Origin of the sequence: Dorea sp. 210702-DFI.3.125 (assembly GCF_020560945.1) — a bacterium.
Classification (GTDB): Bacteria; Bacillota; Clostridia; order Lachnospirales; family Lachnospiraceae; genus Dorea; species Dorea formicigenerans.
The window spans coordinates 1-24,647 of the sequence record NZ_JAJCNF010000016.1 but is presented as its reverse complement, the minus strand read 5'-3'; the positions used below and the strand labels follow the sequence as shown (position 1 = coordinate 24,647).

Below are 24,647 nucleotides of genomic sequence, written 5' to 3'. Positions count from 1 at the left end.
AGTGTAAATAAGGATACATACATTTTATAACATGTTTTATGGTATAATATAAAAAATTACATGTTAGGGAAATAAGTAAATGAAAGCAAAAGAAAGAGTTTTTAATAATGTAACTGAACAGCGTAGAAAAACGATGAGTAAAATCAGAGGGAAGAATACAACAATTGAAGTTACATTGCAAAAGGCTCTATGGGCAAAAGGATATCGTTACCTAAGGATTAAAGCATCTAAATATAGACACCATTCTATCAGCACTTAATATCTTATTGTCTTATTATAAATATTTGTACACTATTTGTAAATAGAAAAATTAGGAGTTTTAGGAGAGAAACATGCGAGTATTCATTGATGCTGATGCCTGCCCGGTGGTCAGCATAGTTGAGAACATATCAAAAAAATACAACATTCCGGTGACTTTATTATGTGACACAAATCATGTCCTGACATCTGAGTACAGTGAAGTGATTGTTGTGGGTGCCGGAGCGGATGCTGTTGATTATAAGTTGATCAGCATTTGTCATAGGGGAGATATTGTGGTTTCACAGGATTATGGAGTGGCAGCGATGGCGTTGGGAAAGGGTGCATTTGCTATTCATCAGTCTGGCAAATGGTACACCAATGACAATATTGATCAGATGCTTATGGAGCGACATTTGAATAAGAAGGCGAGAAGAAGTTCTCATAAAAATCATATAAAAGGGCCGAAGAAACGTACTGAGGAAGATGATGAGCGGTTTGCGCAGTCATTTGAGAAAATGATAAGGATGGCAGTGGAATCAGAAATGTGATGAAAATGAAGAAGATAAATGTGACAGAGACAATCGTAGCAGATATACAATTACATATCGTACAGAATGGATCGGGAGGTCCGGTTATTTTCTGGGGCATGTATCCGCATCAGGGAGGAGAAGTAGAACATTTTTGGGAAGCTTTGATGGAGCTTGTGCCGGAACAGAAATTTCTTTTAGTAGCATTTCAGGTGGAAGACTGGAACCGGGATTTTTCACCCTGGGAAGCACCGGCGGCATTTGGAACGGAAGCATTTGATGGACAAGGCGCAAGGACGTTGAAGTGGTTACTTGAAGAAGGAGTCCCATATATTGACCGGACATATCATGTGAAAGAACAGGAACACTGGCTGGCAGGCTATTCCTTAGCAGGATTATTTGCGTTGTGGGCGGCATATGAATGCGATACATTTTCTGGAATTGCGTGTTGTTCTGGTTCTCTGTGGTTCAAGAATTGGGATATTTACATGAGAGAACATATATTGAAGCGCAAATGCAGCGTATACTTGAGCCTTGGAGGAAAGGAAGAAAAGACGAAGAATGCGGTAATGGCAACTGTGGGAGACCGCACCAGGGAACAAGAAAAATTGTTGCTGGAAGATCCATTTGCCGAGCAGGTAGTATTGGAATGGAATCCCGGAGGACATTTTGCGGATTCTGGGAAGCGTCTGGCAAAAGGAATCAAGTGGCTGATGGAAAAAAGATACTAAATTAGACATGGAACGTTTAGGAATTGTCCCAAAAAGGAAATCAGCAAAGGTGATTGATTTCAAGGCATATGTACATAGAAAATAATTTTAGTATGAGGCTATGAAGTAACAGGAGAAAATGATGGGTGAATTTATTACTACATACACAGGGCAACATTTTGAACCAACAAATCCAAATCCGGAGTTAATTCGGATTGAAGATATTGCGCATGCACTTTCCATGATTTGCCGTGGAAATGGACATGTAAAAACATTTTGGTCGGTGGGACAGCATTGTATTTGCTGTGCTAGGGAGGCAGCAGCCCGTGGTCTGTCAAATCGAATGGTACTTGCATGCTTGCTTCATGATGCAAGTGAATGCTATATGTCCGATGTTCCAACACCATTTAAGAATGAACTACCGGAATATCAGGAGCAGGAAGAACATTTGCTTGGCATAATTTATGAAAAATTTCTTGGCTCAGATTTGACGGAGGAAGAACAGAAAGAACTCAAAAAAATAGATCATGCAATGCTATGGTATGACTTGGAACATTTACTTGGAGAAATACAATACGGAGAAATTCCAGAGTTACATATTGACTTAGATTATACGGTTCGTCCATTTGAAGAAGTCGAAGAAGAATATCTGTCACTTTTCGAAAAAATTCAGTAGCATATAGAAGAAAATAGTATGGGGAAGGAATTGCAGACAAAATGCTAAACATATTAGAAATCAATGATTTTTCCGCACCGGAGCTTGATATTTATGCGAGACGTACCGAGGCGCAGCTTATAAATAAGGACAATCCGGAGGTTGGATTATTTATCGCGGAGAGTCCGAAGGTAATTGGCAGAGCGTTAGATGTGGACTATATTCCGGTATCCGTTCTGGTCGAAAAGCATCAGATGGAAGAAAATGAAGAGACTAGACGGATTCTGACTAGATTTGAAGATACAGATGTTCCGATATTTACAGCGGAGTTTGAAGTATTAACAAAATTGACAGGATTCAAGCTGACCAGGGGGATGCTGTGTGCTATGAAGCGTAAGCCCCTCTTGAATTATCAGGATATGTGTGCAGGAAAAGACAGAATAGTCATTTTGGAAAATGTAATGAATCCGACGAATGTCGGTGCAATTTTCCGGTCGGCAGCAGCTTTGAACATGGATGCTGTTTTTCTGACTCCTGGATGCAGTGATCCACTTTACAGGAGAGCCGCAAGAGTCAGTATGGGAACGGTTTTTCAGATTCCGTGGACATTTATTCAGGACAATAATGAAATGCGTTGCCAGCGGGAGATACTTTGGCCTAGGCAGGCGATTACAGAACTTCGGGAAATGGGTTATAAGACGGCAGCGCTTGCGCTGACAGATGATTCGGTCGGAATCGACAATCCGGAACTTATGCAGGAAGAGAAGCTGGCAATTATTCTTGGAACCGAGGGCGAAGGTTTGATGGATAGGACAATTGAGATGTGTGATTACACAGTCAAGATTCCGATGTCACATGACGTTGATTCATTAAATGTAGCAGCGGCAAGTGCGGTGGCATTTTGGCAGCTGGGAAAGAAGCAAAAATAAGTAAAAACTATTACGGAGGGATTGAAAAGATGTTATTTTTATATTATCCAAAATGTTCTACTTGCCAGAAGGCAAAGAAATGGATGGATGCCAATCACATTTCTTATGAGGAGCGTCACATTGTGGAGGAGAATCCAACTTACGAGGAGCTGAAGCAGTGGTATGAGAATGGGGATTTACCGCTAAAGAAGTTTTTTAATACAAGTGGTATGCTTTATAAAGAGCAAAAATTAAAAGACAAGCTTCCTGACATGAGCGAGGAAGAGCAATTGAGGCTTCTGGCGACAAACGGAATGCTTGTGAAACGACCATTGATCGTGAAAGAAAATCTTGTGTTGACGGGATTTAAAGAGAAAGAATGGACGGAAAAGTTATTATAAGGTCTGGAAAAGGAGATTATAACATGGGAAAAATTATAAATATTTTACCAATGGCAAATAGAGAAGGCAATCTGCAGGAAATCATGGAGGCGCTGCAGGAGGTAAAAGATGCGCTTGTGGAAGTGCTGGATCAGTATGAGGAGGAGGGAGCTGAGGAGAAAGCGGATACTTTGACGGAAGCATTGGATGCACTTGAAGATGCGTACGATGTAATCAATGACGTAGTAATGGATGAAATTTAGCGGTAAGGAGGACTCGGATATGTTGACGAATTGGAATCCGGCACGTATGCCGGAAAAGGATGAGATGAAGTCACGTTTATCTACAGCTAGAAAGCAACTGTATGATTTGCAGATGAAGATCAAGGAACATAAAATTCCGGTAATTGTGCTTTTTGAAGGCTGGGGCACATCCGGAAAGGGAAGCACGATCGGTAAGGTGATCCGGAATATTGATCCGCGCTTTTTCAAGGTCGTGACAATGTCCGAGCCGACAGATGAGGAACTAAGATATCCATTTTTATATCGATTTTTTAAGGAGATTCCAGAAGCAGGGAAATTCACATTCCTGGATTCTGGCTGGTTGGAGCAGATCTGCAGAGAGCATTTAGAGGGAAAAACAGATGAAAAAGAATATGCTTCTCGTATAGAAAGTGTCCGCAATTTTGAAAGACAACTGACAGATAACGGTTATCTTGTCTTGAAGTTTTTTATGCAGATAGAGAAGAAAGAACAAAAAAAACGGGAGCAGGATCTTCTGGAAAGCAAGGATACAAAATGGCGCGTTTCCCTGTTCGATCAGTGGGAAAATACACATTATAAAAAATGCAAAAAGGCATTTTCAAAGTACATGTCAGATACAAATGCATCTTCCGCACCATGGTATATCATTGATGCAGGTGACCAGAAGTGGGCAGAGCTGCAGGTGATGGAGACGCTGGTGAGCAACATTGAAGTGGCATTGCAGAATCAGGCGCATTCGGTGCCAATCTTGCAGAATGTATTTCTGCTGGAACCAATTCCACGTCTTGCAGATATTGATTTGCAGGACAAAATACTGAATGACGAAGAATACAAGAAAGAATTAAAACAGCTTCAGATAGAATTAGGAAAACTGCATAATAAACTTTATCGGAAAAGGATTCCGGTCATTATCACATATGAAGGCTGGGATGCAGCAGGAAAAGGCGGCAATATCAAACGAATTACCGAGGCGCTTGATCCAAGAGGTTATGAGGTACAACCGATTGCCAGCCCGGAACCGCATGAAAAAGCAAGACATTATCTGTGGCGTTTTTGGACGAGACTGCCAAAAAGTGGGCATATTGCGATATTTGACAGAACCTGGTACGGCAGAGTGATGGTAGAGCGCCTGGAAGGATTCTGCAGTGAAAATGACTGGCAGCGTGCCTATAATGAAATCAATGAATTCGAAAAAGAATTAAAAGACTGGGGCGCTGTGATTATTAAGTTCTGGGTACAGATTGATAAAGATACCCAGCTGGCGAGATTTCAAGAGCGACAAAATAATCCGGAGAAACAGTGGAAGATTACCGATGAAGACTGGAGAAATCGGGAAAAATGGGATGAATATGAAGTTGCGGTGAATGAAATGCTTCAAAAGACGAACACAGAATACGCACCGTGGCATATTCTGGAATCCGTAGATAAGAAATATGCCCGGATCAAAGCTTTGAAAATTGTGATCGAAGAAATAAAGAAATACGTTTAATCGTCTAAACATACATCTCGCTTGCAACATGACCTCTGAGGGGGCGTTTGAACAAGGGATGAAACCTATATAAACCGATACACAAATGATGGAGGAAATTATTATGAAGCTTGCAGTTATTTACCACTCAGAAACTGAAAATACAAAACAGGCAGCAGAATGGATTGCCGATGGAATGAATGAAGTCTCAGGAGTAGAAGCCAGAGCATTTTCTATTGAAAAAGTGGATGAAGATTTTGTAAAGGAAGCAAAAGGAATCGTAGTCGGCTCTCCTTCCTATATGGCACAGATGACACCGCAGATTCATAATTGGCTGTTTGAAAAAGCAGGAGAGTTAGAGTTTCCGGGGAAAATGGGTGGCGCATTTGCAACAGAGCAGTACACACATGGTGGCGGAACTCAGGTCATTCAGTCTATTTTGACAATTGAGATGGTAAAGGGAATGCTCTGCTATTCAGGCGGTATGGCTTGTGGAAAGCCAGTGATTCATCTTGGACCGGTCGGAGTAAATAATAATATGGAAAAGTTCAATGGAATGGGAAATTATAAAGAGTATTTTAATATTTATGGGAAGCGCTTTGCACAAAAGGCAGTAGAGATATTTAATAAAATATAACAAGATTTCATATCAAAAAAATAGAATTGTAAAAACTGCACAAACAGTCCTTTGTATTATTGTTAATTATGTTAAAATAGTCTCTTGCGCTTTAACGCAAAAAAGTGTAAAACATAATATAGTTAAAGAAAAGAAATGCAGTGAAAGGGATACGTCACAAAAGAGAACGCGATTTCAGAGAGTCGTTGGGTGGTGCGAAGCGACAGAACGGATTTTGTGATATCACCCGGGAGCATCCCTCTGAAATACTTAACATATTTAACATCAGAGCTAAAGTAAGCAGGGACGTAATCTTCACGTTACAGAAGAAACTGTTTGAGAATGACAGTGATGAGAGACTGTAGTTAGTGATAAATACAGTAATACAAAGTGGTACCACGGAAGATAAATCCGCCTTTGTTATCCGAAAGGATAGCGAAGGCGTTTTTTTATTGTATGGAAACATATACGCAAGATCGATAATAATTTCAGAAATGCTGATTGGTGTTCCTGAGATTAATATATAATCAAAATATAAAGAAAGAGGGATTATTATGAGTGGAATACTTATGATGATAATTGCCATCGTAGTGCTCGGAGGAGCTTATCTTCTGTATGGCCGTTATCTCCAAAACAAATGGGGCATTGACCCGAATGCGAAAACTCCGGCGTATGAATTAGAAGACGGAGTTGATTATGTACCGGCTGATACTAACGTAGTATTTGGTCATCAGTTTGCATCAATTGCAGGAGCAGGTCCGATCAACGGACCAATTCAGGCAGCAATCTTCGGATGGCTTCCGGTTCTCTTATGGATTTTAATTGGTGGTGTATTCTTCGGAGCAGTTCAGGATTTCGCATCTATGTATGCATCTGTAAAGAACAAAGGCCGTACAATTGGTTACATCATTGAAGAGTACATTGGGAAATTAGGTAAGAAATTATTCCTGTTATTCTGCTGGCTATTCTGTATTCTGGTTGTCGCAGCATTTGCTGATGTCGTAGCCGGAACATTTAATGGATTCGCAACAAGTGAATCAGGAGCAGTTACAAAAGTAGTGGCAAATGGAGCTGTTGCAACAACCTCTATGTTATTCATCATAGAAGCAGTGGCACTTGGATTTTTCTTGAAATATTCAAAATTTAATAAATGGGTAAATACAGCAGTAGCAGTTATATTACTGGTAGTTGCAATTGCACTTGGACTTAACTTCCCAATCTATGTAAGCCTTGGTACATGGCATCTTATTATTTTTGCTTATATTTTAATTGCCAGTGTAACACCTGTATGGGCATTACTTCAGCCTCGTGATTATCTGAACAGTTATCTGTTGATTTTTATGATCCTTGGTGCTGTTATTGGTGTATTTGTTGCAAATCCGGCATGTAATCTTGAAGCATTTACAGCATTCTCGATACCGGATGCAAATGGAAATCCGCAGTATATGTTCCCAATCTTGTTCGTAACAATCGCTTGTGGTGCAGTTTCAGGATTCCATTCACTGGTATCATCAGGTACTGCTTCCAAGCAGATTAAAAATGAGAAAAACATGCTTCCGGTTTCATTCGGTGCCATGTTAATGGAAAGTATGCTTGCAGTTCTGGCATTGATTGCCGTTGCATCATTTGGAAAAGGTGAGGCAGCAGCACAGGGACTGACCACTCAGCCACAGATTTTTGCAGGAGCAATTGCGAACTTCCTGTCAGCCATCGGTCTGCCACATTCACTTGTATTTACACTGATTAACCTTGCAGTATCTGCATTTGCACTGACATCTCTGGATTCAGTAGCCAGAGTCGGACGTCTGTCATTCCAGGAGTTCTGGATTGATTCAGATGTGGAAGATGAGAATATGAGTCCTTTCTTAAAGGTAGTAACGAACAAGTATTTTGCAACAATCATTACACTGGTACTTGCTTATTTCCTGACAAAAGTCGGATATGCAGAGATCTGGCCACTGTTCGGTTCTGCAAACCAGCTGTTATCTGTACTGGCACTTGTAGCCTGCGCAGTATTCTTAAAGAAGACAAAACGTCAGGGATTCATGCTCTGGGGACCAATGGTATTTATGATGGCAGTTACATTTACGGCACTTGGAATGACAATTGTAAAACTTACAAAGGCATTCATGACAACAGGATTGGATTTTGGAAATACATTGCAGCTTATCTTTGCAGTACTTCTGTTAATCCTTGGAGTGCTTGTAGCAATTCAGGGAATTAAGAAACTCCTTGAGAAGTCGGAAGATAAAAAAGTGACAGCCTAGGAAAATAATTCATAAAATGATAAAAGAATAAAATGGGAGTATAATAAGCTCTCGGATTAAGAAACGCCAGTTCCGGCAAATGTCGGTTCTGGCGTTTTTTGAAGATTACGAAATAGAAACACAGTACCGGATACGGGGTTGTTATTTTAGACAAAAAATCAGACTTGTATTTATTCAAAAAACGATGAAAATTGACAAAAGTGCTGAAAAGTTGTAAAAAAATGAAAGTATATTGACATAAATAACCGATATGTATAAAATAAACGCAACAAGAAATAATACAAGTTGTACTATCAAGATGTATCTGAAAGGAGCAAAGAAACATGGAATTAAGAGATAAAATTGCCGGAGCATTATACGGAATGGCACTTGGTGATGCGATGGGAATGCCGGCAGAATTGTGGGGCCGAGAAAGAGCAAGAAAATTCTTTGGCGGAAAGATTACAGAATTTATTGATGGACCAAAAGAGAATGATGTTGCATTTAACTACAACAAAGCTCAGTTTACAGATGATACGGGGCAGGCAATGGTTCTTTTGGATTCATTGAAGGCGACAGATTATAGACCGGACGCATCAGACATTGCAAAGCGTATGCTGGAATGGGCTGAAAAAGAGAATGCATTTGAAAATAATATTTTAGGACCGACCTCTAAGGTTGCACTGGCGAATTTCCGAGATGGAGTAGATGCAAGTGCGATAACGAACAAAGCTTTATCCAATGGAAGTTCTATGAGAATTGCACCAATCGGCTGCCTCTTTACACCAGATCAGAGAAAAGAACTGATAGATTATGTGTACGGAGTTTCCAAGGCAACACATACAAGTGATGTTACAATCGCCGGAGCAGCTATGATTGCAGAAGGTGTTGCATCTGCAATTGTCAATGATGATTTTGAGCAGGTGTTAAGTGATATTCTTTCTGTAGAAGAAGCCGGATACGAAAAAGGTTGCGAGACCTTCAGCCCGAGACTTGCAGAGAGAGTAAAGATTGGTGTTCAGATCGCAAAAGAATATGCAGACGATGAAGATGCATTTTCTAAGAAAATCTATGATGTAATTGGGGCAGGAGTTGGAATTATTGAATCTGTTCCGGCAGCGGTTTCCATTGCATATTACACACAGGATCCAAATAAATGTTGTCTGATGTGTGCAAATCTTGGCGGTGACACAGATACAATCGGAGCGATGGCAACAGCTATATGTGGGGCATTTGTTGGTTATTCAAAGATTAATCCAGAGTACACAGAACTTTTAAGAGTTCAAAACCCGGAGACAGATTTTGAGGAGTATATCAATATTCTTGAAAAAGGAAGGGAGCTGTTGGGATGCGGACGCTAGTAGTCGGAGCTGCGATTGTTGATCTGATGATGAAGGTTGAACGTCTCCCAAAGAGTGGGGAGGATATTCCCTGCAAGGAGACGAAAACGGTAGTTGGCGGCTGTGCGTACAATGTTGCCAACACATTGAGAAATCTGAAATGTGAACATGATTTGTGTGTGCCGGTGGGAAGTGGTTCATTTGCAGATATTATCCGTAGAGGCATGAAGGAAAAAGGATATGAGCCGATGATTGAAGAACCGGGAGAGGATAACGGTTATTGCCTGAGTCTTGTAGAGGCTGATGGAGAAAGAACATTTATCACAGTGCAGGGAGCGGAATGCCACTTCAAAAAGGAATGGTTTGAGCAAATCGACATGGACAACTATGAGAATATCTACATCGCAGGCTATCAGGTTTGTGGAAAAAGTGGTGAAATCATTTCACAATGGTTGAAAACAGTGGAAAATGTGGAAGAAAAGCATATCTTTTTCGCACCGGGACCGATGATTACGGCAATCGAATCTGAAACAATGGAAAACCTTTTTGCATTAAAGCCAATCTTACATATTAATGAAGCAGAAGCAAAGGGTTATACACAGCAGGAAAATGTAGAAGAAGCAGTGAGAGCCCTTTATGAGAAGAGTGGCAATCTTGTATTTGTTACGCTTGGGGCAGAAGGAACCTTGTTCTATGATGGAAAAGAAATGAGAAGGGTCGCATCTGTTAAGACCAATGTTGTGGACACTGTAGGAGCCGGAGACAGTCATATCGGGGCGATTATTGCAGGAATGTCAAAGGGAATGAAAGTAGAAGATGCCGTATTACTTGCAAATCGTACGGCAGCGGCAATTGTAGGAACGTCCGGACCGGTTATGGACCTGGAGGAATTTCAGAAGATTTCGGAGGAATGGGAAAATGAATAAAATAAAAGAATTTTTTACAGATTGGAGCTGGAAAGAAAAAGCATGGCTTGCATTTGTACTGATTGTACAGACAGTAGCCTGGGCAATTCAGAAAGAAAGTCTGTTTATGTTGGTCATGACGTTGACAAGTAGTCTGAACCTAGTACTTGGAGCAAAAGGTAAAGTTGCCGGTCTGTATTTTGCAATTATCAACAGTGCATTATATGCGATTAACTGTATGGGTATTCCGCTTTACGGTGAGGTCATGTACAACTTAATCTACTCAATTCCGGTCAGTGCGATTGCAATCTTCACATGGAAAAAGAACATGACAAAGGGTGGAGAAGTAAAATTCCGCACGATGACACCAAAGATTATGCTCACAACAGTAGCAGTGACAATTATCGGAGTACTCGGATACATGCAGATTCTGAAATGGATGGGTGGAAATCTTCCATTTATGGATTCTCTGACAACAGTCGTATCGGTTGTGGCAAGTTTCCTGTATCTGCTTCGTTTCTCAGAGCAGTGGGCAATGTGGGCAATTGTAAATGCACTTTCAATTGTGATGTGGATCATGGTATTTATGCAGGGAGATTCCTCTGCACTGCTGATTATCATTATGAAGACAATCAACTTCATCAACTCCACATACGGTTTCCTGAACTGGAGAAAAATTGCAAAAGAAACTGCATAATAACGGACAAAAATAGAGGATTTTATGTTAAAATAATAAAAGATCAAGAAGGCCATGGATTTCATGTGAGTATGAGATCTGTGGCTTTTTGCGTTAACGATAAGCCAAAGTTATTCTTTATGGCGAACAGGTGGAAAGTAAGATGACCAAATACGAAATAATCAAGCAAGAGATAAAAGAACAGATCAAAGATAATATTTTAAAACCCAATCAGGTAATCAAATCCGAGAATGAAATGTGCCAGTGTTATAAAGTAAGTCGTGTGACGGTGAGAAAAGCAATTGATGAATTGTGTGCAGAAGGGATCTTGTACCGGATCAAGGGAAAGGGCTGCTTTGTGAGAGAATTGGCAGATCAGAAAAGATCAAGAATCTATAGTTTTACAGAGGCTGTAAGGAATGAAGGAAAGTTGCCGGGCAAGAAGCAGTTGTCTTTAGAAAAAAAAGAAGCAGATGCGTATCTGGCAGATAAACTTCAGATAGAAGAAGGAGAAGAGATTTTTGAAATCCGCAGCCTTTATTATGCAGATGGTATTCCGTATAGTTTAAATACAGCAGTATTACCGGCAAAAAGATTTGAAAAGTTAGATTTTTTTGACTTCAATAACCGGTCTTTATATGAAGTGCTTGGTTCATTCTATGGGACATATATGTACAGGGTGAGACAGACACTGGAAGCTACAACAGCAGATGTGTCGGTGAGCCGGTTACTGGAACGGGACGAAAGTCAGCCTTTATTGAGAATTAAAGCGATTTCCTATTGTCTGGAAGACAATCAGGAGATTCCGGTAGAATATTATGAGGCGTATATTTTAACAGATATACAGAATTATTATGTAGAAAAGTTTCATTGATAAAGGCATTCTTGAATGATAGAAAATATAATTTTATAAGAAGTGGTGAAAGAAATGAAAATATCTGACAGAGTCATCCTTCCTTTGGTTGGAAGTGCCTTTCAACCGGGAAAAGCAGCAGAAGCAATTGAGAAAATAGAAGATAAGGAACTGGCGCAGATCGCACAGGGAGAATATTATTTCTTCTCGGCGCAGGCGAAAAAATGTGTGGAGACGGTAAAAGATTATCTGGATCACGATGATGTGATGCTCCGGCTATCGGCGGATATGCTTTACACATTTGCGAATCTTACACTTGGAGATCCTCAGGCAGCACAGTGTACAAGGGAAGATGTACATCAGTGTTTGACCCAGGCAATGCAGGAGGATGCACCTGTGAATGTAAAAGCGGCCTGCCTGTTCGCATTTTATGTAATCAGCATATTTCTTCATATACCGCCGGAGGAAGGAACACCGCCGCTTCAGCAGTACATTCCGTATCTGCCAATCGGACAGCGGTTATTTGCGGTGAGCCTTCTGGCGCATGAGATTTATCTGAGACAGGATTATGCTAAGGCAAAAGGTGTTGTGCAGGGTGCATTTCTGATGGCAGACGGAGTATACCCGATCTCCATGATTTATCTGGGCTGTGTGCAGGCAATGTGTCAGATCAATCTGAAAGAACAAGAAGAGGCGATTCAGACGGTGAGCCAGGCATGGGAGTGGGCAAGATTTGACAAATTCATGGAGCCATTTATCGAGTATCACGGTCTGCTTCAGGGAGTTTTGGAAGTCTGTATCCGGAAAAAAGAGCCGGAAATGTACAAGAAGCTGGTGGATGGTGTACTTGCATTCAGCCGTGGCTGGATGAAAATTCACAATCCCAAGACGCAAAAGGCAGTGACGGATCTTTTGACTCCGCTGGAATTTTCCATAGCTATGCTGGCGTGCCGTGACTGGACGAACCAGGAGATTGCAGAACATCTGGGACTGTCTGTGAATACAGTGAAGCATTATGTCTCCGGAATTCTGGAAAAACTACAGATTGATAAACGCGATAAGATTAAAGAATTCGTAAATCAATAGAATAACAGGATACGAAAAAGTGTCTGTTTTACAAAAGAAATTGTAAAACAGGCACTTTTTTGGCTTTCAACGGGCATGTGAGAGATGTATTTCCTTTGGTACAATATATATGTAATTTAGCATATAATTACTCGTTTTCAGAGGGAAAAATGAGGAGGGAATACATATGAAGAAACGTCTGGTCAGTATGATTTTGAGTGCGGTGCTATTTGCAACATCAGTGCCGGTCACAGCATTTGCCGAAGACGCGAATGCGCAGAACCCGGTTGCGCAATCGGAGGAAGGAACGTCCCAGGGGACGGATGTGCTGAAGGAATCCAGCATTGATTATAAGAAAAATGGAGGAACGTTTGCTACTGGTTACACGGCTCCGTCTAATTACGATGAGCCGGTGACAGAACTTCCGGGAGCGGAGCAGATCACAAAAGCGGGATATGAGTTTGCCGGCTGGTATGATAATGAGAAGTTTAACGGGGAGCCGGTTACTTCGCTTAGTACTGCGGATCATTCCGGCAGTGTTGTCCTCTATGCAAAATGGACGGAACGCTACTATTATGTGGATATTCCACAGACGGTCAATGCGGATGGGGATAAGCTTACGATAAAAGCGGATGCAGGTGGATTATATGACAAGGATCATGTGAGCGTGACAGTCCAGTCTGAAAATGACTGGAAATTAAAGAGTGGATTACATAGTCTTGCATATGAATTGAGAAATCCGCAGAGTGGTTCGGCACTGGAAAATGGTTCGGTTGTCGCAAGTCTTACGAAAGATGAGAGCCATAAGCAGCAGGAATATAACTGCAACATTCTGGATAAACCGAACTATACAGGTGATTATACAGATCATCTGACTTTTGACATTGCATTTCAGGATACAACGTACAACATTACATATGAGACAAATGGCGGAACTATCACGAAGAAGAATCCGCAGCAAGCAGATCAGATGATCACAGTAACACAGGAGCAGTATCAGGCAGGAACCATTCTGAAAGATCTGCCGGCACCGGTGAAAAAGTCCAGTACATTTCTTGGTTGGTGTTACGATGAAGCATGCACCAGATATGTGGACAGTAAGGACCGTCTTCTGAGTGATGTGACCTTGTATGCCTCTTATGCAGACAATCAGCCGATGGAAGAAGTGTCCATGGCGACTTATGCCAGAGCAAATGATGTGGCAACTGATTTTACGATTCCGGTGACGGATACAAGTGCTGCCATGACGCCTGATCAGGTGCGAAAAAATTTCACAATAAAAAACGTGACAGATTCTTCCGAAACGGTTACGGTAGATGTGACCGAAGGAGCAGACCATACATTTACGATCAGCAATCCGAACGGATGGACACCGGGGGCAGCCTATAAGCTGGAGCTTCAGGAAAAGGCGTTATATTTTACAGGATTTGACCCGACGATCCGTGTCTATGATTTTACGGTCTACCGAGAAGAAGTCAAAAATGTAGAGTTAAATAAAGAGATCAAGTATATTCATAAGAAAGAGCTTTCCAATCTGACTGTAAATGGAAAGAAAGTTAAGGAAGTTTCAATCGCGGCAATGACGATTGGAACAGACGGTTCCTTGACCGAAGAAGGCAGTGATACGACCGGAACATTTACTTATAAGAAGCAGTTAGAAGTCGGCGACCAGGTCGCAATTTATTCCGGTGATGTGATCCCGACCATGGATATGTCCTCTGGTGACAACAGTGATGTGTCATTTATCGAGATTACAGGAGCGGACGGGGACAAGTATACATATCGCGGCTCCAGACCGGAAGACGTGCTCTTTATGCCGGATGTGCTGCCGCTTTCTATAGACAAAGATCAGGACGGTGACCCGGATAATAACAGTGTGACGATTAATGTCAGTGACCTGACCTTTGGTGATGATGCTATGAGCCAGGCTATGGATCTGGACAGTGAGACAACCGTAGATGAGGGCGATTATCTGGCAATTTACACAGGTACAATGGGAGAAAATGAAAGCGGAACTGTGTCTCTCTATGGAGAGATTACGAGTGTTCTGTTATCAGAAGGGAAATACATAGTAAGCTATATACCTGTGAGCGAAGAAGATATGCGCCAGACTATGGACGTGTACCAAAAGGAAAATGTAGAAGGGGAGGACCTTCTGGAAGATACCGATGTGCAGGAGCTGGAAGAGGATATTGAGACACAGGCAGTAGACAGCGGATTTGCATCCGAAGTGGCAGAAAGAGTTGCCGATGCGGCAATGGAGACAGAATCTTTTGAGGAGCTTCAGGAATCTCTCAAGGAAGATATGAATGCAGACATCATGGTTCAGAGCCAGGGCTATGGCCAGTTGAGAAAGGCAAGAGCCGCAGGTGGGGCAGGCGGTTCCCGTGTGGAATTAGGAGTACCGACGGTAAAAGCAAATCTCGGCACGACACTAAAACATTTTGACGGAGATGTGAGTGGACTAAGGCTTGCACTGGAGATCGGCGTGCCGATTACAGTTCATGTGAACCGGGGCGCAGACATCGAGATCATGATCACGGCGACATTTGAACAGGAAGTGCGAGTATCCATCGATGTGGACGGTTCAGCCGTGTGGAAAACATGGGGATTTATTCCGTACATTGCAGATTATCGCGTAACGGCATCTCTGGAATTATATGAATACACAGGAATCGGACTAAATGTCAACTTCAAGACTGCAGAAACTGGAAACCCAGTATCTGATTCCAGTTCGAAATTACGAAAAGGTGTCAACAAGATTACCGAAGAGCTGAAGAATATGATGGAGAATGGCGAGGATTATCTAAATTCTGCATCAGGTCTCGTCAGTGGCGGAGATGAAATATCCGTATCCAAGTCTCTGGCAGAGAGGTACTCGGAACTTCTGGCAGACGAGGCAGACTGGGTGGAAATCTACAAGCGTCCGCTGGTAGACCAGCATTTCCGTGTGCTTCTGATCATTGATATTCAGGTGAAGCTGGAATTCGTTGTTTCCGCAAATGTGAATATTTCCATCGGAATGACGTACTGGTATAAGAATGCGAAAGAGTATGTCTTCTGTGTACGGGTCAAAGAGCGGACGGCGACCAATGATACGATAGATCTGGTAGAGGAGCAGTATGAATTTACGGCATATGCTATGGGAACTCTTGGAATCAAAGCCGGTGTGAGACTGACGGTGCGTGTGGGATTATTATCAACGTCCATCGCCAGTGTCGGTATCTCGGCGGATGTGGGCGGTTATGCACAGGTCTGGGGTTACCTCTACTACGAATTGAAGTATACGGCATCGGCAGGACGAAGCAGCCGTGCTATGGGAGCTATGTATCTGGAAATCGGTATTTATCTGGAAGTGAAGTTCGAGGCACAGGCACTGTCCAATGCATTTACCTATAATCCGACACTTTACGAAAATGAGTGGCCGCTTTATAAGGTAGGTGTTCTGGAAAATGTACTGGATTTTGCTTATACCCAGGATAAGGTTGCCGAGATTAATATGAAGCGGGAGATTCAGTCGGTTCAGATCCCGGATGAATATTTCAAGATGCAGTACATGGATATGAAGACCGGACTGGACGACGGAAAATATTACGAGAAGATTTACGAAGATGATACAAAGTATTTCAACATTTCCATGACGAACAGTGCATTTACGTATGATCCGGCGACCAATATTATCCGTGTAAATCCAGGTGATGAGCCGGAGCAGGACGGTGAGATGATCATTACATGGAAAAACCAGGAAGGTACCTTTAATACGAAGCCATGTGCAAGAAAGATCAAGCTTCACTGGGACCGCCTGCGAGATGGTTACTATATTGCATTCCAGAGTAATGGCGGATCTTTCGTCGATGCAATTACCGGAAAATATAACGCAGAGATCAAGAAGCCGGAAGATCCGGTAAGACTCGGATACACATTTGCCGGCTGGTATGAGGACATGGATCTCACCATTCCATACACCATTCCGGAAACCATGCCGGAAGAAGACAGACTTGTCTATGCAAAATGGGAAGCAGCCGATGTGGGTTATACAGTCGTAGATTATATAGAAGGAACGAATGGAACCTATGAAGCGCAGACTCCGGTGAAAATGAATGGCAGGACGGAAGAGGAAGTAAGCCCGGTTCCAAAAGAGCGGGAGGGATTTGTAACACCGCCGCAACTTACGGAGACTGTAAAAGCAGACGGCAGCCTGGTCATCAATTACTATTATGCAAGAAATAAATATACACAGACATTCAAGTCCGAAAAAGAGACGGAGAATGGAACGGAGACAGAAGTGATCGCAGACGGAAATTACCGGTATGGAACCATGATGCCGACACCGGCAGTCTACAGACCGGGATATGAATTCCTTGGCTGGGAGGACGAAGAAGGCGCTGGGGTTCCAAAGGAAGTTCCATCTGAGAATAAGACCTACATTGCAAAATGGAAAGCACTGGAAGGCATTACTTATACCGTGAAATACTACGTGCAGAATACGGATAACAGCGGATACAGCTTAAGCGAGACTGCGGCTCTGACCGGACAGATGGGAGAGGAAGTCACAGCAAAAGCAGCAGATCTTGACGAGAAAGTCTATCACTTAAAAGGTGAACTGCAGAAGGGAACGATCAAGGCAGATGGCAGTCTTGTACTGAAAGTGTACTATGATCTGAATGAGTACAAGCTGACCTTTGATGCAAAAGGCGGAGAATCAGACCAGACAGAAGTGACAGCAAGATATGGTGACAAGATTGCATCACCGATGCCGACAAGAAAAGGCTATGTATTTGAAGGCTGGTATACAGACGAGGCATGTGAGAACGCATTTGGCCAGACGATGCCGGCAAAAGATATGACGGTCTATGCAAAATGGGAGAAGCAGAAAGTCAACTATACAGTCCGGCATCTGCTAGAAAAACTGCCGGATGCAGAAAAAGAAAAACCGGGTGGAGATAAAGAAGAGTATCCGGACACAGATAAACCGGTTGTGGAAGAAGATCCATATATCTTATATGAAGAGGAAGTCTTTGCGGCATATCCGGAAGATAAAGTGACGCCGGACGTGAAGCGTTACGAAGGCTTTACTTCACCGGAAACACAGACCACGACAGTGGACGGAAACGGCAACACAGTTATTGAGTACAAGTATGCGAGAAATATTCATAAGCTGAAGCTGGTAGACCGCGGGGTCGATGAAAATAATATGGAAGGATTCGGAATGCCATTTGGTGCGGCAATTACAGAAGTAGCGCTCCGGAGTGGATATCGCTTTGAAGGCTGGTATACAGATAAAGATTTCAACAATCGATTCGATGGAACCATGCCGGACAAAGATCTGACGCTCTATGCAAAACAGACACCAGTGATGAGCAGCTATACCGTCTATCATTATAAAGAATCTGTAGACGGCTTTGATTTATTTGAGGAAGAAGTATTAAGCGGATTGACAGAATCAGAAGTGACTCCGCAGCCAAAACAGTATGAAGGCTTTACTTCACCGGAGGCTCAAACAGGGCAGATAAATGGCTGGGGCGGACCGGATATCCAGTATTACTATATGCGGAACAGCTACAATCTGACTTATGTCCTGAACAATGAAGAAGATAACAAGACTTCAAAAGTTCGCTATGAGGCAGATATTACAAATACTCCGTCGCGGACAGGCTATGCATTTGCAGGCTGGTACACGGACGAAGCGCTGACACAGCCGTACGTACAGACAACCATGCCGGCGCATGACCTGACACTCTATGCAAAATGGGAAGCCGGAATGAAGACTTATCAGGTGAGACATTATCAACAGTCCATTGGCAATTCAGAGCAGTATGATCTGGCAGAGACTGAAACTGTCACAGCTAAAACAGGAGAACATCTGACATTGGCAGTAAAAGCGTATGAAGGATTTACAGCACCGGAGCCAGTTAGCTATGATGTGGTAGACGATGGAGAAATCACATATGTAGATTACAAATATACGCGTGACCGCCATCAGGTGACGATCCATTACAATAACGGTAATGACAGCGAGACAAAAGAACTTGCATATGGTGAGAAATGGGAGGAAAAACCATATCGTGCCGGTTATGCATTTGCAGGCTGGTATACAGACGCAGAGTTTACAAAAGCATTTGACGGAGTGGTTCCAGATCGTGACATCACACTTTATGCAAAATGGGATGTGCAGAGTGTAAACTACACGGTTAAGCATTGTCTGCAAAATGCCAATGATGACGGATATTCGCTGGGAGCACAGGAGAACTTTAACGCCGATACGGATACGGTTGTCACACCGGAAGTAAAGAACTATGATGGATTTACAGCACCGGAGAAGCAGCAGGTGACAGTTGAAGGTGATGGAACAACTACAGTCATTTATCGTTACACAAGAAATGTGCATACGCTGACGCTTAAGAACTACGATGGTAAGACAGATAAGACGGTAGAAGCAAGATATGAAATGTCCATACCGAAGCCGACAAGAGCCGGTTATGCATTTGCAGGCTGGTATACAGATGCAAAATGTACGAAAGAGTACAAAGCGAATATGCCGGATCAGGATCTGACACTCTATGCAAAATGGGAAGCAAACATCGTCAACTATGTAGTAGAACATTATCAGCAAAATGTACAAGGTGACGGTTATACGCTGAAAGAAAGCAGTCATGCACGGGAGGCTGTGGATAGCGAAGTGACACCAGAAGTCATGAAATATAAAGGCTTCGAGGAACCAAAGACGGAGAAAGTTACCATTTCCGGAGACGGACAGACGACAGTGAAGTACTACTATAAGAGAAAGGTACATACAGTCACATTTGACGCAGATTCCGGAACATTCGCTGCAGAAAAGGGTGAGGACGACAGTAAGATCGTCGTGACCGGACGCTATGGTGCAAATATCACAGTGCCGAAAACGCCGACAAGAACAGGATACCAGTTCCTTGGCTGGGACGAAGAGGTGGAAATGACGGTTCCGGATAAAGATCTGACTTATAAAGCGCAGTGGCTGAAGATGGAATATACCCTTCAGTTCAAGACAGGAGAAGGAACGTCTGTTTCACCAATCAAAGGAAATTACGGCGACAAGATAAATACACCAGAAAATCCGACAAGAAAAGGATATATTTTCAAAAACTGGAGTGAGAATGGCAAGAAAGTCGATAACCTTCCGACGACTATGCCGGCCGAAAGCCATATTTACACAGCAATATGGGAGCGGGAGACATACCAGATTACTTATGACTTAAATGGCGGAAGCATGAAGTCCGGGGAGAAGAATCCGACGACTTACAACGTGGACACCACCGTATTTAAACTGAAAAATCCAGTCCGCGCCGGATATACATTTACAGGCTGGAGTGGAACCGAAATTACAGGAGTAAGTGACAATGTGTCTGTAAAACAGGGCTCTACAGATAACCGGACCTATAAGGCGAGCTGGAGAGAGAATACCTATCAGATTACATTTATCTTAAGTGGTACAGAGGCGAAAGGCTCCATGGCAGCCAAGACGGTCAATTACACGGAAAATGTAACACTTCCAAAATGCGGATTTACATGCAAAGGCCACTCCTTTAAGAGATGGTACACCATGGATAAGAAGGGCAAGAAGACTTATTACTCTGACCGGCAGAAGGTGTCGAAGCTGACCGATGTGAATGGAGGCGTTGTGACACTCTATCCGGAATGGGAGGCAAATGTGTACAATGTTACATTTGACTATGGTGACGGAAGAGCGAAGACAGTTAGAAAGACCAAATACGGTGATAAATACCAGTTCCCGTCAGATCCGACTCGTTACGGCTGGGAGTTCAAAGGCTGGAAAAAAGAAGGAGCCAACACAGCATTTGACATGAGTACGAAAGAGCTGCAGCTTCAGGACGCAAAAAATATTACCTTATACGCAAGCTGGAAAGCAAATTCTTTTTATCTTTACAAACCATCGGATTATGAAAACACTTACCGGGTAGATGATGATGGCAAGACTGTAAAATTTACTTTCTATGTAGACGGAAATCAGACGAAAGTGCCGACAACCGGAGATACTGGACAGAATCCGGCAGTTTATCATATGAATATGACCAATCTTTCCTACGATGCGATCCACCAGAATTACTCATCTATGGAGGTCATGGTGCTGTACAGGACTAAGAAAATTAAAGATGGTTATTCGGATCTTAAGATTTCTTATCATACAAGATCTGACAATAAAGATCATAATGACTGGCAGGTTCACACCGAGGATCTGAATAAGAATAATGGTAAGATGAGAATATGTGATTACTATCTGATGGTTGACGGTAAAATTGATGTAGACAGCCTGACACTGGAATTTGACGCTCACGGAGATAAAAGAGATGAATACGATCTTAGTAGTCTGAGTATGTATGTATTTTTCAGATAAGAGGGGGAAGAGCAGATGAGAGAAAAAGCAGGAAAAAATAAAATACTTATTGTCATTATCATCTGTCTGTGTGCGGTCATCATTGCAGGATTAATTTATTTCATGAAATTAAAAGGAGGTTCAGATTCGGCATTTAAGCCGGATCTGGATCCAAATGCGAAGACCCAGACGGCAGACGATACCGGGGAAAAGCCGACAGGAATCCGGATACCGGGCTATCCGACCATTACGATTGAGGCAGACAAAAAAGACGTGCAGATGAACCTGATGAATCCGGAAGGAAATCCATGTTACTTTACATTTGAAATCGTGCTTAACGACACAGATGAGACCATCTACACATCGAAGATGGTGGAGCCGGGGAAGGCGATTACAGAGGTGACATTAGAGAAGGCACTTGCAGCGGGAGAATATCCGGCGACCATCAAGATTACGACCGCGTCACTCACTGACGGCTCTGCCATGAACGGGGCAAATGTAGAGACTACATTAATTGCACAGTAACAGGAGGGGAGAATGATGAAAAAGAGAAGTATAAGAACAGGAATTCTTTTTGCACTACTGACTCCGGTGCTGTTAATATGTGCAGAAAATCCAATCTATGCAGCAACCACCCAGACGGCAGGAAGTGCGACAGTCAGTTATCATGTGGACCCGGCTTACCAGGTGACGATTCCGGTAGATACAAGCATGCGGTTTAATGAGACAGAAACCTCTTACGGGAATATTGTAGTAGAGCAGGCGCAGATTGAGGATGGAAAATGTATCCAGGTGTCATTGCTATCTGATCTTAACTTAAAGAATTCCAACAATTCAAAGGCAGTGATTCCTTATCAGATTTTGGCGCAGGATGAGGCGGGAAGCCGGCCATTTACATCAGCGCAGTATACAAAAGCCGGGGAAGAGACACCTCTTACTATCGCGATTAAAAAAGAAGACTGGAAGAAGGCGGTAGCCGGAGAGTACGCAGATACGGTGACATTTACGATATCATACGTGGACAAAAGTGAGTAAGGGGGCGTGCATATGAGGAAAAAGACAGAAAATTTGGATATCATTGTGGATAAAAAGACTGTCCGCATTACAACGGCAGTGTTTGTGACAGTGATGACTATACTGGCTGCAATCGCAGCGATGTTTTTTACGACCATGTTCGTTCTGGCAGCAGATGCAGGAAGCTCATCGAATTCCCAGAGCACCATTAGTACAACCGTGCCGGACTCCCATAATATCCGTGTGGAAAAAAGTCACGCAGATGTAGTGATAGAAGGGGAAGAAGATCAGACGGAAGGCAACATAGATAACTTTGTTGTGGATCGTTTTGCCGAGCCGAAGATACGGATCGCACCGGAGGAAGGATGGCAGGTTTCAAAGATACTCCTGAACGGAGAAGACGTTACGGAACAGTTCAAAGACGGATATCTGACACTGGAAGAAGTCTGCGAGGATACGACACTGGTCATTGAGACAGCAGAAGATACCAGCGGCGGCGAAAGCAAAGACCCGGACCAAGATAAGGATAAAGGAACACCGGGCGGTGGAAACGGACAGGACTCGGGCAAGAAAACTCCGATGAATAAGCTGAAAAACCGGATGGCAGCAGTCACAGGAGATGAAGCAAGACCGATGCTTTATGCACTGGCAGCAATTGCAGCGGCAGTTGTAATCAGTGTGACGGTTATAAGAAAGCGGAGAAGATAAAAAGTTTAACGAAAATTTAACAGATAAGGGAGTGTCTGATTTATGCAAATTATGTAAAACAGGCACTTCATTTGTTGGTTGAAAAGCTCTGTACCAGATTGCATTTCACGCTGAAAAAGGTACATTTCGCGCTGGCAGGAAAAGACATACAGTAATCATGGTAAAATATTGAAATATATGGAGAAAAATTGGAAAAATATAAAGGAGGAACAAGAAGATGAAAAAAATGACCCGGGTCATTGTATTTATTATGGCTGCGATTATGGTGCTGAGTATGGCTCCACAGCAGGTAAATGCGGCAGATAATATTACAAAAAGTACAGTGGCGGATAGTGTGACGATCAACAACTGGCATGAGGCAAATGCCCTTGATGACAGTACGAAAAATGTGGGACGCATATGGACGGACAAATCTGTATCCACAGGGAACATCACACTTACAAGTAGACAGAATGATTCGCAATCAGCCACAATAACGAAAAGTACAAATTCTGATTTCCTGGTAGGACTTTCTGCGCTTTCCTCCACTGCAAAAATAGTAGGACAGACAACAGTCCCACTGGATATTGTGCTGGTACTGGACGTATCAGGAAGTATGAACGATCCTGTTGGACAGACAGACAGTACGAAACGGATAAAACGGCTTAAAGAAGCCGTGAATGAGTTTATTGACAGTTCCGCAAAGGAAAATGATAAAAGAGCTGATGCGAATAAACAGAGCCGGATTGCAGTTGTAAAATTTGCTGGAGAAGAGAGTGACAAGATTGGAAATGAACAATATCGTAAGGGTCAATATTGGTACAATTATACGCAGATTGTCAGTGGATATAAGGCATATACGAGTCGTGATAAATCAGAATTGCAAGAAAAGGTGAACGCACTCAAGCCGGCTGGCGCTACTTTAGCAGATAATGCTATGGAGCTGACAAAGGAGCTTGTAAATCAAAGCAAAATTGATGAAGCAGATAACACAAATCGAAAAAATGTGAAACGGGTAGTTATATTTTTTACAGATGGAGTGCCGACAAGCTATAACGATTTTGATAAAGATGTAGCAGAAAGAGCAATAAAATCAGCAAAATCAATAAAGAAAGATGCGGATATTTATACAATCGGTGTATTTGCGGGGGCAGATGACAGCAGCCCAGAACTTTCAGAAACTGAAACATGGACAGAGACTAAAAAAGCCAATGCATTTATGCATGGACTTTCCAGCAATTATCCAATTGCAGAAAATTATACTTATGATAAACTTGGAACCCGTGCAAAGGATAGTAATGGAAATGATGCAACATATTATAAAGCAACAGACGCTTCAAGTTTGAAAGATATTTTTAAGCAGATTGGAGATGAAATCATCTCCTCAGCCCAATCACCGACTGATGTAGGACGGATTTTGCGGACATTCAAAATAAAAAAGAATGTGGAGGTAACAGACAATGGCAAAGACAATTTTTGAGGAAATGGGCGGCAAATACGAAAGGCAAGGCGATTATTTAATACCGTGCTTAACTGTACCCGCCGAAGAAGAACAGCCGATAGGCATCTGGGGACAGCGGCATTTGGATTATCTGAAGCATCACTGCAAAGTTACATACACCAATCTTCTTACAAGCGGCAGACTTAACGCTTACCTTGCCGACATTGACAGACAGGCACAGGAACGCTTTGAAAGGCTCATAGAGGGTATGAAACAGGCACA

Annotated in this window: 21 protein-coding genes and 1 other annotated feature; all 21 genes read left to right on the top strand. The window is 42.6% G+C overall.

Translation table 11 applies throughout. The annotated features are described in order from the left end of the window. Positions 1-79: 79 nt before the first annotated feature. On the top strand, positions 80-259 hold the full coding sequence (locus LI164_RS09025; protein ID WP_005333663.1) for a hypothetical protein: 180 nt from the start codon (positions 80-82) through the stop codon (positions 257-259). A 73-nt stretch (positions 260-332) separates the two neighbouring features. Continuing rightward, positions 333-788, top strand: a complete 456-nt coding sequence (locus LI164_RS09020; RefSeq protein ID WP_005333664.1) for a YaiI/YqxD family protein — start codon at positions 333-335, stop codon at positions 786-788. Between the two features lie 5 nt (positions 789-793). After that, the gene (locus tag LI164_RS09015) at positions 794-1,498 is read left to right on the top strand and encodes an alpha/beta hydrolase (RefSeq protein WP_227087021.1); all 705 of its coding nucleotides are present in this window, start codon (positions 794-796) and stop codon (positions 1,496-1,498) included. 121 nt (positions 1,499-1,619) lie between these two features. Then, a complete protein-coding gene (locus tag LI164_RS09010) occupies positions 1,620-2,153 on the top strand; it encodes a hypothetical protein (RefSeq protein ID WP_215683430.1) in 534 nt (177 codons plus the stop codon). A 41-nt stretch (positions 2,154-2,194) separates the two neighbouring features. Beyond that, positions 2,195-3,061, top strand: coding sequence for an RNA methyltransferase (locus tag LI164_RS09005; RefSeq protein WP_215683424.1), 867 nt, complete (start codon positions 2,195-2,197; stop codon positions 3,059-3,061). 29 nt (positions 3,062-3,090) lie between these two features. Beyond that, positions 3,091-3,441 carry an arsenate reductase family protein gene (locus LI164_RS09000; protein WP_117980457.1) on the top strand — a complete coding sequence of 117 codons (351 nt, stop codon included), beginning with the start codon at positions 3,091-3,093 and terminating at the stop codon, positions 3,439-3,441. A 23-nt stretch (positions 3,442-3,464) separates the two neighbouring features. After that, positions 3,465-3,683: a hypothetical protein gene (locus tag LI164_RS08995; protein ID WP_173786124.1), complete on the top strand. Its 219-nt coding sequence runs from the start codon at positions 3,465-3,467 to the stop codon at positions 3,681-3,683. A gap of 19 nt (positions 3,684-3,702) precedes the next feature. Continuing rightward, positions 3,703-5,172 carry a polyphosphate:AMP phosphotransferase gene (pap, locus tag LI164_RS08990; RefSeq protein ID WP_215683425.1) on the top strand — a complete coding sequence of 490 codons (1,470 nt, stop codon included), beginning with the start codon at positions 3,703-3,705 and terminating at the stop codon, positions 5,170-5,172. Positions 5,173-5,275: 103 nt separating this feature from the next. Then, positions 5,276-5,788 (top strand): flavodoxin family protein, encoded by a 513-nt coding sequence (locus LI164_RS08985; protein WP_117495266.1) that lies wholly within the window; start codon positions 5,276-5,278, stop codon positions 5,786-5,788. A gap of 131 nt (positions 5,789-5,919) precedes the next feature. Then, positions 5,920-6,189, top strand: a binding site (T-box leader). Positions 6,190-6,321: 132 nt separating this feature from the next. After that, positions 6,322-8,034: a carbon starvation protein A gene (locus LI164_RS08980; protein WP_005333689.1), complete on the top strand. Its 1,713-nt coding sequence runs from the start codon at positions 6,322-6,324 to the stop codon at positions 8,032-8,034. Between the two features lie 323 nt (positions 8,035-8,357). Next, the gene (locus LI164_RS08975) at positions 8,358-9,374 is read left to right on the top strand and encodes an ADP-ribosylglycohydrolase family protein (RefSeq protein ID WP_118398832.1); all 1,017 of its coding nucleotides are present in this window, start codon (positions 8,358-8,360) and stop codon (positions 9,372-9,374) included. Continuing rightward, positions 9,362-10,279: a PfkB family carbohydrate kinase gene (locus LI164_RS08970; RefSeq protein WP_005333693.1), complete on the top strand. Its 918-nt coding sequence runs from the start codon at positions 9,362-9,364 to the stop codon at positions 10,277-10,279. The genes LI164_RS08975 and LI164_RS08970 overlap by 13 nt, the downstream gene beginning before the upstream one ends. Next, on the top strand, positions 10,272-10,955 hold the full coding sequence (pnuC, locus tag LI164_RS08965) for a nicotinamide riboside transporter PnuC (RefSeq protein ID WP_005333694.1): 684 nt from the start codon (positions 10,272-10,274) through the stop codon (positions 10,953-10,955). The genes LI164_RS08970 and pnuC overlap by 8 nt, the downstream gene beginning before the upstream one ends. Before the next feature lie 142 nt (positions 10,956-11,097). After that, the gene (locus LI164_RS08960; protein ID WP_117980453.1) at positions 11,098-11,808 is read left to right on the top strand and encodes a GntR family transcriptional regulator; all 711 of its coding nucleotides are present in this window, start codon (positions 11,098-11,100) and stop codon (positions 11,806-11,808) included. A gap of 54 nt (positions 11,809-11,862) precedes the next feature. Next, positions 11,863-12,873, top strand: a complete 1,011-nt coding sequence (locus tag LI164_RS08955) for a response regulator transcription factor (RefSeq protein ID WP_215683426.1) — start codon at positions 11,863-11,865, stop codon at positions 12,871-12,873. Positions 12,874-13,039: 166 nt separating this feature from the next. Next, positions 13,040-21,244 (top strand): InlB B-repeat-containing protein, encoded by an 8,205-nt coding sequence (locus LI164_RS08950; RefSeq protein ID WP_215683427.1) that lies wholly within the window; start codon positions 13,040-13,042, stop codon positions 21,242-21,244. 15 nt (positions 21,245-21,259) lie between these two features. Continuing rightward, positions 21,260-21,748: a hypothetical protein gene (locus LI164_RS08945; RefSeq protein WP_173786116.1), complete on the top strand. Its 489-nt coding sequence runs from the start codon at positions 21,260-21,262 to the stop codon at positions 21,746-21,748. A gap of 12 nt (positions 21,749-21,760) precedes the next feature. After that, positions 21,761-22,258: a hypothetical protein gene (locus tag LI164_RS08940; RefSeq protein WP_138375807.1), complete on the top strand. Its 498-nt coding sequence runs from the start codon at positions 21,761-21,763 to the stop codon at positions 22,256-22,258. A 12-nt stretch (positions 22,259-22,270) separates the two neighbouring features. Continuing rightward, positions 22,271-22,945, top strand: a complete 675-nt coding sequence (locus LI164_RS08935) for a hypothetical protein (RefSeq protein WP_215683428.1) — start codon at positions 22,271-22,273, stop codon at positions 22,943-22,945. 217 nt (positions 22,946-23,162) lie between these two features. After that, positions 23,163-24,404, top strand: a complete 1,242-nt coding sequence (locus LI164_RS08930) for a VWA domain-containing protein (RefSeq protein WP_227087020.1) — start codon at positions 23,163-23,165, stop codon at positions 24,402-24,404. Continuing rightward, a partial coding sequence (locus LI164_RS08925; protein WP_070059248.1) for a TnpV protein occupies positions 24,385-24,647 on the top strand: 263 nt, incomplete at its 3' end. The genes LI164_RS08930 and LI164_RS08925, both read left to right, overlap by 20 nt.